The sequence below is a fragment of the Pseudorhizobium sp. NPDC055634 genome (assembly GCF_053618655.1).
In genome coordinates this window covers 334,617-347,583 of record NZ_JBSHHW010000005.1, presented here as the reverse complement: position 1 = coordinate 347,583, position 12,967 = coordinate 334,617, and the positions used below count along the sequence as shown (strand labels likewise).

Here is a 12,967-nt window from a genome sequence, read left to right as displayed (position 1 = left end):
CCCCGGCCAGCGCCGGGCAGGCCAAGCGCTGATCGTCTGTAGGAGGGGTCAATATTGGACGCCGATAAGGGGTCAATATTCCGCGCCGATTGACAGGTGCCGGACATGACGGTCGTCGACACCCTCAGCGAAGAGGCAACGGCGCCGCGTCCGCAGGCGAAGCCTGAAGCACCTCGTCGGCCAGTCCCGCCGACACCTGCCGTGACCACCGAAGTTCAGCATGAAGAGGGAGACACCACAGATGCCTGACAAGACCAGAAAGGCCGGCGCGGTAGCGCCGGCCACCAAAAAGAATACCAGCGAAGTCAAACAGAAACGGCGCCCGAAAAACCTGCCCTTCGCCGCCGCACCGCCAAAGAAAGGGAAGCGCTGATGCCTGTTGTGGCAGAGCTGCTTCAGCGGACCCGCACACAGCCCTCCGAGGTGATGGAGCATCTCGGGGCGTTCGAGCGCATGGAACTGGTTGCCCGCCCACTGGTACGCGGCACCGATGTTGCGCTGGCCATCCGAGGCCGTTCGGCAGATCTGTTCCATGAGCCCATGCCGGAGGACCACCAGGTCGCCCTGCTGACAGAGGTGCAGCATTATCTGCGAACAATCCTGACCGAACTCGGAAAGGTAGACGACGGTGTCATTCTCACCGGTCGCTGGGCAAACCTCGATAGCTGTCGCACTGGTGGCCGCGCCATCTACACGCCATTCCACCCCGACGGCCGTGGCGGCTACATCGGCCGTCCGGTGGATGGTCATCGCTGGACCGTAGCAAGCATGATGGTGCTGCGTTCGAGCAGTGTCACGCTGCAGTCGCAAGACATCCTTTCCAAGCTCGGTGACCGGACGGAGCGGTTGGTCGAGAAGGCCAACGCGGCAAACTACTTCGCAGACGGAATTCCAGTCGTCGAGGGGGTGCATTGGCACTTCAGGAACCAGTCCACGACGGACGCTCCGCCGATCTTCCAGACGATGTCGCAGAGGCACGATTGGCAGAGGCGGCTTCGGGCTTCTCCCGTTCCGGATCCCGGATGGAGGTGAGGGCGATGGCAGCCAGAGCTTTCGCTCTAGGCCGGCCGCGAACGATCAGGCTTACGTCCGCCAACTTGGCGCAGGGAGAACCGGATGCGGAAATCATTTCCGCATTCAGCATGGAACACCAGCCGCCTCAGAGGAAAGACACATGACCCGGAAATCAAAGAAGCAGCGCAATGCAGAGCAGGCTATCCGTCAGCGGCTTGTGCGAGAGGCAGCGCGGGAGAAGCGGCGCCCGACGAGAGATGACATCGCTCGGATGTTTTTCTGGAAAGTAATTTACGACGCACACTGCAACGGCGAGAATGGGCGCACTCTGATCAGCAAGCTAGCCGACAAGATCGTTGACGGGTTGGAGATCCAAGGCTTCGATGCTCAGGAAGGCTATGACGTCTATGATCAACTCGTTCGGAAATACTCTAACGGTGTCTTTCCGTTTCGTATCAAGCGGCATCTCAACTGAGAGCCCGAATAGTGGGTACAGTGTGAGCCGGTTGGGCCTATATGCCTCAGAGAGACCTATGGAACCGTTCTGCACGAGTGGACAGATCGCCTGTCTGACATGCAACTCGGACACTTTACGGGTAACCTGGGCCCCAATCCCCCAACCTACTCCCCACGACCAGTTTTTGCGATCGGCGCCAGGGGGAGTGGCACAAGGTTTCACCCCAGAGGCGTCACCAAGTGCTAATATCCACATGCGCTCGATGCTCGGTGAGGTGCGTTTGCCAATGACGGCTTAGCGCCTCAGTCCGGCCGTTCGACCGACACTCGGGAATTCCTCAAAGCCGACATTGCTTATGGCGTATCCGCCGGATTTTGGTCGACCCAACCTCCACGCCGAATCAATTAATCTGAATATCCCCTAAGTTCGTGGACGCCTTCCTCCCTATGGCTGATGCGCGAAAACCTTCATGGCAAAGCCAATTAAGCTCGGGGCCGTTCATCTCACCTGTCCAATCGGCCCAGGTCGAACCGCCGATGGAGCGTGTTGCCTATCGAATGCCGGGACCTGATAAAGGCCGAATTGTCCTCTGGTCCTAAGACGAGGGTTCAAACGCGCAACCCGTCGGCCAGCCCATATTGCCTGGATTAAGGAGGTTGTGATGTGGGCGCGATGACCGAACGGCCCTTCTCTTTTCTCACGCGCGCTCGAGCGAACGGTCGCCTATCTTACGTCATGTCCTAGAAATTGATCCCACGCAACGCGGCCTCCCTCCTCCTGCAGTAGAACCGTTCGGACTGCACCGAGCAGGGTGGAAGCCGATGTTGCGGCTGATGCAGAGCCTCCCTCTCGCGACTCCACAAACAAAGGAGAAAGCGTGATGCCATCGCCGAAAGAAACACGGAAGATTTACGACACCGGCTCCCATTTGATGCCTGCGATCCATCAAGCTCAAGATTGGCCCTACGAGGTCCCCCATACGCTGTACGAGGCGTATATATGGCCAACACACGATGTCGGGGGGCAGCCTTACGCGCCGCAAATATTCGAGGAAAAAGAGGACGAGGAGTGGGAGAACAACGTCTACATCACCTGCGAAGTCCTGGGTTTCAGGGGCATGTGGAACGCTGAAGAGAGGCGTAGGATCTACGCCAACGACATTGGCATGACCCTCTATTACGGCTTCCCGTACAACGCACGTTGGATTTGGGGCGCCGCGAAAATGCTCGTCGACAAGAAGTATATTTCGCTGCTCGAACTGCAGGGGAAGATCGGTGAGATCAGGGAAAGACTGGGAGTAAATTCCAGCCGCCGCGGTCACGCTCCGTCAAACATCAACCACGGCTCTCCTGCCAACATTCACACCAAGACTGGTAAGCCCACATCCGGCCAATACATTGACTATGGGCCAAAGCCACCGTGGGAACCCACCAGTGGAATCCAGCCCGGTCGCTTCAAGGTTGGCGACCGTGTTCGGGTGAAAGACCTGCCGGCGATCTTCTACACCCGCACCCAGATGTATGTCCGGAACATGACCGGGACGATCGCTGCCCTGACATATCCGGACCTGGTTCCCGCCGACGAGGCATGGGAGCGGTACGACGCCCCTCAGGAGCAATATTACATCGTTCGGTTCCAGCAGAAGGATCTTTGGGCCGAATACCCATTTGAGAACGATACCCTCCAGAGCGAGTATCCGGACATGTGGCTCGAAGCCGCAGACTGACCGAGGATTGGACCTAGCCATAGGAGCAGAAAATGGCAAATCCACATAACCACGACGGCCATGACCATTCGGAAGACGGCGGCCACGACCATTCGGCGGCGCCGATGGTCGATGAGATCTCCGACTTCGAAATCCTTGAACTGGCCGTTCGTGAGTTGGCAATCGAAAAAGGCCTGTTCACCGCCGAAGATCACAGGGCGTTCTCCGAGTGGAACGACGCGAGAACGCCGGCCGCAGGGTCGCGACTGGTGGCAAAGGCGTGGACTGACCCGGAATACAAGGCTCGGGTATTCGCCGATCCCCTCGCTGCCAGCAAGGAGATCGGCGTCGACTGGAGCGAGCCGTCCGGCTTCGGGACCACAAGCGACTACATGCACCTGACCGTACTCGAAGATACGCCGAAGCTGCATCATGTGATCGTGTGCACTCTGTGCTCATGTTATCCGCGGCCGATACTCGGGCACTCGCCGTATTGGTATCGCGCGCCCAACTACCGTCGCAGAATCGTCCGGTGGCCGCGCGAGGTGCTTGCGGAGTTCGGACTGATCATCCCGCCCGAGGTCGAACTGCGGGTGGAGGACTCCAACGCAAAGAGCCGCTTCATGGTCCTACCCGTAAGGCCCGAGGGTACCGAGGGCTGGACGGAGGAACAACTCGCTGAAATCGTCACCCGCGACACCATGATCGGCATTGCCCTGCCGAAGCCCGGCAGGACAACGGACGGTCCTCGGCCGATCCACAAGGCCAGCCGGCCGGTCCATAGCGGTGGCAGGCCAAGGGAGGCCGCGTTATGAGCAGCAACGTCGGTATCCCGGATCGGGCCGAAGGGCAGTATGTCGACCTTCGTCGCATCGGGTTGCTGGAGGCCATCCAGAACGAGGATCAAACCTGGGAAAAGCTTGCACCGCGTTGGTGCGTCACCAATCCAGAGCCGCCATGGAAGGTGTGCCTTGATGCAACTTGCGACGCTCTGTCAGCGGGCGGCGCTCTTGACTCACTTGAGCGGCGACACGCTGAGGATGAGCTTGAGACAATGTACAGCGAAATTCCGAATCCGGAACGTCAGCTTGTGGCATTGGCTCATATCATGCTCAGCCGAGGCCTCATGACCGAGGAGGAACTCGCCCGCCAGATGGAGGCCGTCCGGGCCCGGCTCGAAGCCGTCTAGGAGAATTTGAGGAAGACGATCAGCCACAAAGTCCTCGGGTGTAGGACAAAGGATAAGTAAAGGAAGAAGCCATGAATACTCATCAGACAACGCTGCCAGTCCAGTCGTCGGCAACATCTTCTCGCTTCATCCAGATTTGTTTCGCCGCCTTCCTTGGCCTTTTCGTCATTGGCGGCGCCGGACTATCGCAGATCGACGCGATCCATAACGCCGCGCATGATGTGCGGCACTCGCTCGGCTTCCCCTGCCACTGAGGATTTTTGCGCGATGTCAGTCTTTCGTAATATTGTCTTCATCGCCGCGCTCGCAGGACTCGTGGCGGGTCTCGCGATGACCGCCATGCAATATGCCGGCACCGTTCCGCTAATTCTCAAGGCTGAAACGTTCGAGGGCGCTGCGCCGGCTCACAATCACGCTTCTCATGATAATGCCGCCGCACAGGATACAGCGGCTGCCTCTCCCTCGCACGATCACGACGAAGAAGGCTGGGCTCCCGCGGATGGCCTCGAGCGCTCCGCCTTTACGGCATTCGCCAATATTGTGACCGCTATGGGATTCGCGCTGCTGCTCGTAGCCCTATCGGAACTGAAGGGCGGCATGACCGGCTGGCGCCAGGGCGTGTTTTGGGGCTTGGCAGGCTTCGTCGTGTTCACGCTTGCTCCGGGTCTTGGCCTTCCGCCCGAACTCCCGGCTATGCCTGCTGCAGATTTGGGCCTACGCCAGATGTGGTGGGGTGCTACAGCTGTCGCCACCGGCATCGGCCTTGCTCTCCTTGTCTTCAAACAGTCGTTGCCGCTCGCCATTCTCGCCGTCGCATTCCTCGTTGCCCCGCACCTTGTGGGCGCGCCTCAGCCGGAAAGTTTTGCGTCTCCGGTTCCGCACTCATTGGCACAGGCTTTCATTGTCATGGCCTCCGTAACCAGCTTCGTTTTCTGGGTGGTACTCGGCGGCGTCGCCGGATTCGCGCGCTCGCGCGTGCAAGAGTTTGAATGACGAAAGGCGTTTCGCGCTTGCTTACCGGGCTTTGCACAGCGTCCGCCAAGGGCGCTGTTCTGTCTTGGGCTGCACGCCCCCCCCCTCGCCAAGGACCCGCGGCACGAGGTCCGCGTAGTGGGTCAAATTACGGGAAGTCGGTGCTGCCGAGGATGAAAGTCGGATATGATCCTCGGCTCCCCTCCTGAATAAGGCGAGCAATGACCGTAGGAGTCCACTCGATCACCGAGGGTGTTATGACGGCCAATGAAATGACGTGGCGGCATGACGTCGACGCTTTAGTGTTCCGGCCGGACTGGCATGAGGGCGACTGCTTCGTCCACCGACTAGCCCTTCGCACAATGAGCGGGGAGTCGGATCAGGAAGCCTGCGAGGCGTATTTTCGCGTCCATAGGGAAGTGTTTGAACGAGCTGCCCGATCCAAGATCCAACGCGCTGGCCTGGCACCGGAACAGAATTTCCATCTAACCAGTCGGGATGTCAGGCGTGCGCTCACCGAGTAAAGGTGGCGTGCAAAGCGCCGTCCATCGTGGCTGTTTGGGCTTCGAGGAAAGAGAGTTTCATCCCCACATGTCCAGAAGCTCAGTCGTGGCGTGAAGCATTTCCCTCATGGGGTTCCACGGATGCTCCGCCCGCGCTCAGGAGGCGTTCGCGCAAGGAATCGTAGATCGGCGCGCTGCCAAAGAGGGTCGGGATCACCATGGCAATAGCGCATGCCGCCAGCATGGGAAGCACGAGCGTGACACTGCCCGTCATCTCGGCCGTCAGTATGATCCCGGTCAGCGGCGCCCTCACGATGCCGGTGAAAAGCGCAGCCATGCCGACGATGGCGAAGCTTTCCGGCTGAATGCCGCTGCCGGGGAATATTGCCTCAACGACAAGGCCGAAGAAGAGGCCGCTCTGCGCGCCAAGCACCAACATAGGCGCGAACAGGCCTCCGGGTGTGCCTGCGGCATAGGATGCGGTGCTTAGTACTAGTCGGATGGCGTACAAGATAGGCAGCATCGTGAGGGTGCCGGCCCCGGTCAGCACGCCTTGGGTGATAGCGTCTCCCCCACCCACGATTGCCGGTGCAAACCATGCAAGCGCTCCGACGGCCGCGCCAATCACGCCGGCGCGCAGTTCCACCGGGACGCGGGACAGCCGGTCAGCGATGGCGAGCGCCCCAAGCAGCATGGAGTTGTATAAGACAGCAAGCAGGCCGGCAATTACGCCAAGCAGAAAGAACAGCGGCTGGGTGATAGTGGCGACGGAGGACTCCGACACGTTGAAATCGGGGGCGTCACCGAGAAGCAGCCGGGAAACGCCAATCGCCGTGACGGATGCAGTGAGTGCGGCAACGGCGATCCGAATTTCAAATCTTTTGTAGAGCTCTTCGAGTACAAAGATCGCACCCGCCAGTGGCGCGTTGAAGGCGGTGGCGAGGCCAGCCCCGGCCCCGGCCGCGATGAGTGCTCGATGGTCGGGCCAGCTTCTCCTGCTCAATTCGGACATAAAGTGGCCGGCACTGGCGCCCATCTGGACGCTCGGGCCCTCTCGTCCCAGCGCCAGGCCCGAACCGATAGCAAGGACGCCGCCGACAAACTTGATCGGTATCAGGATCATGAAGGCGGCTGGTCTCAGACGCTGATCCAGCGCTGCTTCCACGTTGGGGATCCCGCTGCCAGCTGCCGAAGGGGCAAAGCGTCTGACCAGCCATGCCGCGAAGGCGACCAAGATCGCCGCCCCGATGACGACCGTGGGGAGACCCGCAGTGCCGAGACCATGGGCCCTGTCGATCAGGGCACTTCGCCATATGTCGGCGTGAACGAGCAGCAAGCGGAACAGTCCGCCCAGCAGCCCCGCGAATACCCCTGTGATTAATGCCAAGGATACGAGGGCCAGGAAATGACCACTCCCGTCAGTCGTATAAGTGGACTTCTCTTGTGAGTGGTTCATGGACTCAACTAGGTTGAAGACCGCAATCGAGTAATAAACGCTTTCCGCCCGAATTGTTCCCCGAGCAGCCCGGATGGCCAAGATGCTAGACCCGACGCGATGGCGGTCCCTCCCGCAACGGCTGAACTCGCTGGGCCGTAACCGCTCCAAGGTCAGAACCGGAATGAGCGGGGCCCTTTCGCTAGCGGGAATCCCCGCCGCCAAACCGAAGCGAGCAACCACACCTTCGAGCAGATGCCGAAGCAGTTCATCTCGAGCCCCATCGAGTGGCAGCGACGGAACCAATTCTGCAACGGCGTCTCGGTGCGAACCTGTCCGCGCCTGCTTTACCCGGCCGCAGCGGAGCAAGGTGTTGCCGTCCGAATTCCAGGAAATCAAAATTGATCACGAGCAACGCTCAGTCCCCCCTCCTGCTGTAGCATCGGACGCATACCCCACCCCGTTGCATGGGGTGCCGGACGTCCACGGGGCTTACTGAGAGAGGAGTTGGAATATGGCGGAATTTGAAAAGAGACTGGCTTGCGTGATCAAATCCGATGGATCGATCGCTCGCGGCTATATGATCGACAAGTGCGAACTCAAGGGCGAGAACGAGTACACTATTACCTGGAAGATCCCTCTCCAGGGTGAGGCCAAGACCAATTTCGCGGCCACGATCGGCAGCGCCATGGAAGAGGACGTCCAGCCTGGCTTTATCACCGTCGGACTTACCCAAGATCCAAGTCAGATGCGGGTACACACATACGACGTGGCCGGCAAGCCTGCGCGTCGTTCATTCCATATTGCATGCTTCAGAGACCAGTGAGCGCTATGACGGGCGTGCGAGGGCCGGAGGGATCCGGCTCGTCCGCTCCCTTCCTAAGGATACATGACTAAAAGCCTGGCTTAAGCCGACGCGACATCCCGTCCTGCTTTTGACCGCCGCAACCTCCTTGATGACCCGGCTTCCGGACCCGGATTATGTAACGATCAAGGTTTTCAAAAGAACACTGACCGCAGAGTGCGGTACGAGCACAAGGACGGCGTGTCCGCCACCACTGGCCGCACGACCAGTCTCCATCATCACCTCGACCAACACGTACTCGGGGAAGGGCAGAGGGAATACCGCGCTATGGATGACCTCCTGCTCCGCATTCTCATTTTTGCTGCTGTCGGTCTGGTGTCCGGCTTCTTCGCGGGGCTGTTCGGTATCGGCGGAGGCACCATCCGCATGCCGATCTTCATCTATTTGTTTCCGTGGCTCGGCGTTGCCCACGCCGTGATGATGCATGTGGCCACCGCGACCTCAATGGCGCTCGTCATACCGAGCGCGATCTCTTCGACCCGCAAGCATTATAAACTAGGCGATCTCGACCTTGGAATATTCAAGACCTGGGCGCTTGGCCTGGTTTTCGGCGTCGCCATCGGTTCGATCCTGCTGCCGTTCGTTTCCACTGGAATTCTCCAGACCCTGTTCTCGATCTATATACTTCTGGTGGGGTTCTATATCGCGCTCAATCATGGCCGCTTTTATTTCGGTCAGAAGCCGCCGGAGGGTGTCAGGATGGCTGGCATCTCCTCGGTTGTCGGCGTCATCGCCGCAATGACCGGCACCGCCGGTGGCACGGTAGCAACACCGATCCTCTCGGCCTTCAACATGCAGCTGGAACGTGCGATGGCGATTTCGGCCGCTACCGGTCTGATCACTGGCACGGGGGGCACAATCGGATCTATCATCAGCGGCTGGAACGCGAAGGATCTGCCTTCCTACTCGCTTGGCTATGTCGACGTTGTCATCTTCCTTGTGATGGTGCCGACCGTCATGATTGCCGCGCCGATTGGCGTGAGGATCGGCCACAAGATGAACGAGCGGACATTGCAGCTCACCTACGCGCTTCTGCTCATCGTCATTGGCATTGATCTTCTGCGGCGTCTCTACGTCTGATCAGTCTGGCGGAGTCCGAAATGAACCTCGGTCAGATCGATCCCAACCCACGTCGGGCAAGCAGGCGGGGTGGAAGATTAAGGCGGTGGAAGCCGTCTCGTACCCAGTGCAGAGCGGGGAAATCGATCCCGCTATGCCCCGCTGTACATCTGCGCGCCTACACTGCCAGCAATCATGCGTTCTGCCTGATCCTACCGCACTCGGTGGGCCGGCTTGGAACGCCGGTCGCCAGGTAGGCGTCAAGAAACCCCTGAAGCAGCGCCAGATTTGGGCAATTCGCTTCTTCTTGGATCGAGAAGGACGAATGAGAGATCGTGCGCTGTTCGATCTCGCCATCGATAGCAAGCTCCGCGGCTGCGATCTGGTTAAGATGAAGATCGGGACCCTCGTCACGGGCAAGGACATTCGAACTCGTGCCATGGTCGTGCAGCAGAAAACTGGACGTCCTGTCCAGTTCGAGATTACGAGCGAGGTAAGGGCAAGCCTGCTTGCCTGGCTTCGGCGGAGAGGAGGTACAGTTGATGACTATGCCTTTCCCAGTCGAATTGATCCTGCCGAACATCTCAGCACTCGCCAGTACGCCAGGCTAGTCGATGAGTGGGTCACTGCGATCGGGCTTTGTCGGGAAGGCTACGGCACGCACTCGCTTCGACGCACAAAAGCTGCGATGATCTACAAGGCCACGGGCAACCTGCGTGCAATCCAGATCCTGCTTGGACACACCAAGATCGAGAACACCGTCAAGTACTTGGGGGTCGACATAGAGGACGCGCTGGAACTGGCAGAGCATACAGAGATCTGAAAAATGCGCGGCCTCGCGCCGAGCGGGGCCGCCCCTCTCAGAAGCAGCTATGCGCCTCCATGTCGGCCATGGAAGCCTTCGTAGTGCTTTCCCGGAAGCGGACATAGCTCAGGCGAGGTGAAGTCGCCTCTGCGCCGATGCCGTTGAAAAACTCGGCGTTGTCGGTGCTGCGTTGTCATGATTCAAGCGCCGCGTTGATTTGCGGAGGATTGAGTGATGATGGGATGTCAGGCAGTTCCGGCGCAGCTCTTCTACGACTTCTGCCTTTGATGATCACGTTCCTGCAGATCACCTGCTGCGCGGGATGACCGACATCTCGAACTGGACAGGGTTCGAGCGCAGTTGAAGCCTTTCTACAGCACCACCGGTCGCCCTCGATTGATCCAGAACTGATGATGCGGATGCTGATCATCGGCTATTCCATGGGTATCCGCTCGGAGCGGCGGCTCTGCGACGAGGTCCACCTTAATCTCGCCTATCGCTGGTTCTGCCCCCTCGGACTGGATGGCAAGGTTCCTGATCATTCCAGCTTCTCGAAGAACCGTCATGGCCGGTTCCGTCAGAGCGACATCCTGCGGCATATGTTTGAGACAGTGGTGGAGCGATGTCTTGCGCAAGGGCTGGTTGGTGCGGAAGGATTTGCTGTCGATGCCAGCTTGATCGCAGCGGATGCCAATAAGCATCGCTCAATACCGGGAGCGGAGTGGGAGGCCAAAGAAGACGCTGGTCGTTCAGTGCAGGAATATCTGGCTGTTCTCGATGATGCGGCTTTCGGGGTTGCCTCGCCAGTGACGCCGAAGTTCATCTCTCCGTCCGATCCGGCCGCTCAGTGGACAGGTGCCCACAAAGGCCATGCCTTCTTCGCCTATGCTACCAACTAACTGATCGACACAGACTACGGTGTTATACTCGACGTCGAGGCGACACGAGCAATCCGGCAGGCGGAGGTCGGAGTATCTCGCACGATGCTCGACCGAACGAAGAACCGCTTCGGCCTGCGATCTGGTTATCTGGCGGCAGACAGTGCCTACGGTTCCGCAGACAATCTTGCCTGGCTGGTCAAGGAGAAGAACATCGCGCCGCACATTCCGGTCTTCGATAAGTCGAAGTGGACGGACGGCACCTTCTCCCGCTCAGACTTCTCATGGGAGGCCGAGAATGACCGCTACATCTGCCCGGCGGGTAAGGAGCTGAAGCAGTTCCATCGCACTTATGCGACACCAAGATCAGGGATCACCGCCGAAGGAACGCGGCTTTACCGTGCCAGTAAAAGGGGACTGTGATCGCTGCGACCTGAAGCTTCGCTGCTGCCCGAACACACCGATGCGCAAAGTGCCGCGCGATCTCAACGAAGATCCCCGTGATGTTGCCCGAGCAATAGCCGCAACACCGGAATACGTGCAGTCACGGCATCGCCGAAAGAAGGTCGAGATGCTCTTTGCTCACCTCAAGCGCATTCTCCAGATGGCGCGCCTGAGACTGCGAGGTCCATGCGGTCCCCGTGATGAATTCCTGCTTCCAGCGACCGCCCAAAACCTCAGGAGGCTTGCCAAGCTGAGGCCACTGCGAACACCGCAAGGCACTATCGCCGCCTGACGGCGGCGGAGATGAAACCCTGCGCCGAGGCGCGGGGATCAAAAACGCATAACCCTCATTCCAAAAGGCAAAAGCGGCAGGACGAGCGGCAAATCAGCCGACTTTTTCAACGATATCCGCCACTTGCGGGCATTGCATCTGGGTAGAATGGTAGCGTTAGCGAACCGATTACGGCAAGCGTTGCTGCAGGGTATGCCGTCATTGGCCTGATCAATCTGAGCGGCTTTTACCGGCGTGGGCGCTTAGCGCGGTGCGGATTGCATTTCATCCCGCAGTTCTTTCCCACCGAGACAACCTCGACTGCGCGTTTCGAATTTAGAGCTTGATCAACATATTTTTTGAAATAGCCTCTACCGCTAGGGAGTGTTGACATGCCGAAATTCACCAATGATCAGGCAGAGCGTCGAGGCAATCGAGGGGTCTTGCTTGCCTATGCTGTTGTACTGACTGCAGGGACCGCCTGTCTTTCCGTCATCCCGGTCCTGACCGGTTCTTACTCGTTTTATTTCTATCTGCTGATGTGGATCGCGCTGGCGGCCGGCATCAACATCATGGCGGGCTTTACCGGTTACGTCGCCTTTGGCTATGTCGCGTTTTTCGGGCTTGGTTCGTAGTCGACGGCCATTCTCACCGGAAAGCTTGGGTTGCCGCTGGTGCTTGCGCTTTTTGGCGCGCTGGCGGTCGGCCTCACGGCAAGTCTGATGTTTTCGCGCATTCTCTCATTGCGCGGCATTTATTTTTCCATGGTCACGCTGGCGATCGCGGTGATCTGCCGCGCCCTGATTTCGATCGCGCCGACGGATTTCGCCGGTGGCGCCCACGGGTTAAGCCTGGTTTCCTCGATCAATCCACGTCTCGCCTACTACGCTATGCTGGGTATCGCGCTTGCGACGGTAGCGATCGCATTCTGGATCCGCCTATCCCGTTTCGGAAATCATCTCGCCGCAATGCGCGACGATTTGGAGGCGGCACAGGTGGCGGGCCTGAACGTCAAGCGGCTGCGGCTCTACGCCTGGATGATTTCGGCCGGCGTCGCCTCGCTCGTCGGCGGGGTGGAGGCATGGTATTCGAGCGTGATCGACCCGGAATCCGCCTTCAATCTTCTGACCAGTACCAAGGCGATCATTTTCGCAGCCTTCGGAGGCTTCGGTACGGCCATCGGTCCGGTGGTCGGCGCCGTGCTGATGTTCAGCGTCGATAACTATATCTGGGAACGCTATCCCAGCCTGAACAATCTGGCTCTCGGTGTCGTCATCGTAGCGCTGATGGTCTTCTTCCCGAAGGGCATCGTTGGAACCATCGCCATGCGCTGGCAGCGCGTGCGCAAGTGGCTGATTTGAGGGGGCGTA

The 12,967-nt window shown here is 59.2% G+C and carries 16 protein-coding genes and 1 pseudogene; 15 read left to right on the top strand and 2 right to left on the bottom strand.

Features of this window, described 5'->3' with window-relative positions:
- The first annotated feature begins 241 nt into the window (after positions 1–241).
- From ACWGPT_RS11340 to ACWGPT_RS11300, 9 genes are all read left to right on the top strand, one after another.
- On the top strand, positions 242–373 hold the full coding sequence (locus ACWGPT_RS11340) for a hypothetical protein (RefSeq protein WP_452605697.1): 132 nt from the start codon (positions 242–244) through the stop codon (positions 371–373).
- Positions 373–1,032 (top strand): hypothetical protein, encoded by a 660-nt coding sequence (locus tag ACWGPT_RS11335; protein WP_452605696.1) that lies wholly within the window; start codon positions 373–375, stop codon positions 1,030–1,032. Before ACWGPT_RS11340 ends, ACWGPT_RS11335 begins: the two co-directional genes overlap by 1 nt.
- Before the next feature lie 142 nt (positions 1,033–1,174).
- Entirely contained in the window at positions 1,175–1,489 is a 315-nt protein-coding gene (locus ACWGPT_RS11330) for a hypothetical protein (RefSeq protein ID WP_452605695.1), read from the top strand.
- Between the two features lie 862 nt (positions 1,490–2,351).
- Positions 2,352–3,197, top strand: a complete 846-nt coding sequence (locus ACWGPT_RS11325) for an SH3-like domain-containing protein (protein WP_452605694.1) — start codon at positions 2,352–2,354, stop codon at positions 3,195–3,197.
- Positions 3,198–3,229: 32 nt separating this feature from the next.
- The gene (gene scnC / locus ACWGPT_RS11320) at positions 3,230–3,991 is read left to right on the top strand and encodes a thiocyanate hydrolase subunit gamma (RefSeq protein ID WP_452605693.1); all 762 of its coding nucleotides are present in this window, start codon (positions 3,230–3,232) and stop codon (positions 3,989–3,991) included.
- Complete coding sequence (locus ACWGPT_RS11315) at positions 3,988–4,365, top strand: hypothetical protein (RefSeq protein WP_452605692.1); 378 nt, start codon at positions 3,988–3,990, stop codon at positions 4,363–4,365. Before scnC ends, ACWGPT_RS11315 begins: the two co-directional genes overlap by 4 nt.
- A 71-nt stretch (positions 4,366–4,436) precedes the next feature.
- A complete protein-coding gene (locus tag ACWGPT_RS11310) occupies positions 4,437–4,619 on the top strand; it encodes a CbtB domain-containing protein (RefSeq protein WP_452605691.1) in 183 nt (60 codons plus the stop codon).
- A 13-nt stretch (positions 4,620–4,632) separates the two neighbouring features.
- On the top strand, positions 4,633–5,358 hold the full coding sequence (locus ACWGPT_RS11305) for a CbtA family protein (protein ID WP_452605690.1): 726 nt from the start codon (positions 4,633–4,635) through the stop codon (positions 5,356–5,358).
- Positions 5,359–5,558: 200 nt separating this feature from the next.
- A complete protein-coding gene (locus ACWGPT_RS11300) occupies positions 5,559–5,861 on the top strand; it encodes a DUF1488 family protein (RefSeq protein ID WP_452605689.1) in 303 nt (100 codons plus the stop codon).
- A gap of 79 nt (positions 5,862–5,940) precedes the next feature.
- Here ACWGPT_RS11300 and clcA read toward each other — a convergent pair whose 3' ends face one another.
- Both clcA and ACWGPT_RS11290 read right to left on the bottom strand, forming a co-directional pair.
- Positions 5,941–7,377 (bottom strand): H(+)/Cl(-) exchange transporter ClcA, encoded by a 1,437-nt coding sequence (gene clcA, locus ACWGPT_RS11295; protein ID WP_452605688.1) that lies wholly within the window; start codon positions 7,375–7,377, stop codon positions 5,941–5,943.
- A gap of 71 nt (positions 7,378–7,448) precedes the next feature.
- On the bottom strand, positions 7,449–7,547 hold the full coding sequence (locus ACWGPT_RS11290) for a DUF2776 family protein (protein WP_452605713.1): 99 nt from the start codon (positions 7,545–7,547) through the stop codon (positions 7,449–7,451).
- A gap of 242 nt (positions 7,548–7,789) precedes the next feature.
- On the opposite strand from ACWGPT_RS11290, the gene ACWGPT_RS11285 reads away from it, so the two are divergent.
- The 6 genes and pseudogenes from ACWGPT_RS11285 (at position 7,790) to ACWGPT_RS11260 (ending at position 12,958) form a co-directional block, all read left to right on the top strand.
- Complete coding sequence (locus ACWGPT_RS11285; protein ID WP_452605687.1) at positions 7,790–8,101, top strand: hypothetical protein; 312 nt, start codon at positions 7,790–7,792, stop codon at positions 8,099–8,101.
- A gap of 306 nt (positions 8,102–8,407) precedes the next feature.
- Complete coding sequence (locus tag ACWGPT_RS11280) at positions 8,408–9,220, top strand: sulfite exporter TauE/SafE family protein (protein ID WP_452605686.1); 813 nt, start codon at positions 8,408–8,410, stop codon at positions 9,218–9,220.
- Positions 9,221–9,353: 133 nt separating this feature from the next.
- Complete coding sequence (locus ACWGPT_RS11275; RefSeq protein ID WP_452605712.1) at positions 9,354–10,022, top strand: tyrosine-type recombinase/integrase; 669 nt, start codon at positions 9,354–9,356, stop codon at positions 10,020–10,022.
- A gap of 216 nt (positions 10,023–10,238) precedes the next feature.
- Positions 10,239–11,618: pseudogene (locus ACWGPT_RS11270) on the top strand (transposase).
- Positions 11,619–11,989: 371 nt separating this feature from the next.
- On the top strand, positions 11,990–12,232 hold the full coding sequence (locus ACWGPT_RS11265) for a hypothetical protein (protein ID WP_452605685.1): 243 nt from the start codon (positions 11,990–11,992) through the stop codon (positions 12,230–12,232).
- A gap of 9 nt (positions 12,233–12,241) precedes the next feature.
- Entirely contained in the window at positions 12,242–12,958 is a 717-nt protein-coding gene (locus ACWGPT_RS11260; protein ID WP_452605711.1) for a branched-chain amino acid ABC transporter permease, read from the top strand.
- Positions 12,959–12,967 lie beyond the last annotated feature (9 nt).

What these genes read in the sequence shown, in the direction of transcription:
- ACWGPT_RS11340 (WP_452605697.1), top strand. Translation starts at nt 242, where the DNA reads ATGCCTGACAAGACCAGAAAGGCCGGCGCGGTAGCGCCGGCCACCAAA.
- ACWGPT_RS11335 (WP_452605696.1), top strand. Translation starts at nt 373, where the DNA reads ATGCCTGTTGTGGCAGAGCTGCTTCAGCGGACCCGCACACAGCCCTCC.
- ACWGPT_RS11330 (WP_452605695.1), top strand. Translation starts at nt 1,175, where the DNA reads ATGACCCGGAAATCAAAGAAGCAGCGCAATGCAGAGCAGGCTATCCGT.
- ACWGPT_RS11325 (WP_452605694.1), top strand. Translation starts at nt 2,352, where the DNA reads ATGCCATCGCCGAAAGAAACACGGAAGATTTACGACACCGGCTCCCAT.
- scnC (WP_452605693.1), top strand. Translation starts at nt 3,230, where the DNA reads ATGGCAAATCCACATAACCACGACGGCCATGACCATTCGGAAGACGGC.
- ACWGPT_RS11315 (WP_452605692.1), top strand. Translation starts at nt 3,988, where the DNA reads ATGAGCAGCAACGTCGGTATCCCGGATCGGGCCGAAGGGCAGTATGTC.
- ACWGPT_RS11310 (WP_452605691.1), top strand. Translation starts at nt 4,437, where the DNA reads ATGAATACTCATCAGACAACGCTGCCAGTCCAGTCGTCGGCAACATCT.
- ACWGPT_RS11305 (WP_452605690.1), top strand. Translation starts at nt 4,633, where the DNA reads ATGTCAGTCTTTCGTAATATTGTCTTCATCGCCGCGCTCGCAGGACTC.
- ACWGPT_RS11300 (WP_452605689.1), top strand. Translation starts at nt 5,559, where the DNA reads ATGACCGTAGGAGTCCACTCGATCACCGAGGGTGTTATGACGGCCAAT.
- ACWGPT_RS11290 (WP_452605713.1), bottom strand. Translation starts at nt 7,547, where the DNA reads ATGAACTGCTTCGGCATCTGCTCGAAGGTGTGGTTGCTCGCTTCGGTT.
- ACWGPT_RS11285 (WP_452605687.1), top strand. Translation starts at nt 7,790, where the DNA reads ATGGCGGAATTTGAAAAGAGACTGGCTTGCGTGATCAAATCCGATGGA.
- ACWGPT_RS11280 (WP_452605686.1), top strand. Translation starts at nt 8,408, where the DNA reads ATGGATGACCTCCTGCTCCGCATTCTCATTTTTGCTGCTGTCGGTCTG.
- ACWGPT_RS11275 (WP_452605712.1), top strand. Translation starts at nt 9,354, where the DNA reads ATGCCCCGCTGTACATCTGCGCGCCTACACTGCCAGCAATCATGCGTT.
- ACWGPT_RS11265 (WP_452605685.1), top strand. Translation starts at nt 11,990, where the DNA reads ATGCCGAAATTCACCAATGATCAGGCAGAGCGTCGAGGCAATCGAGGG.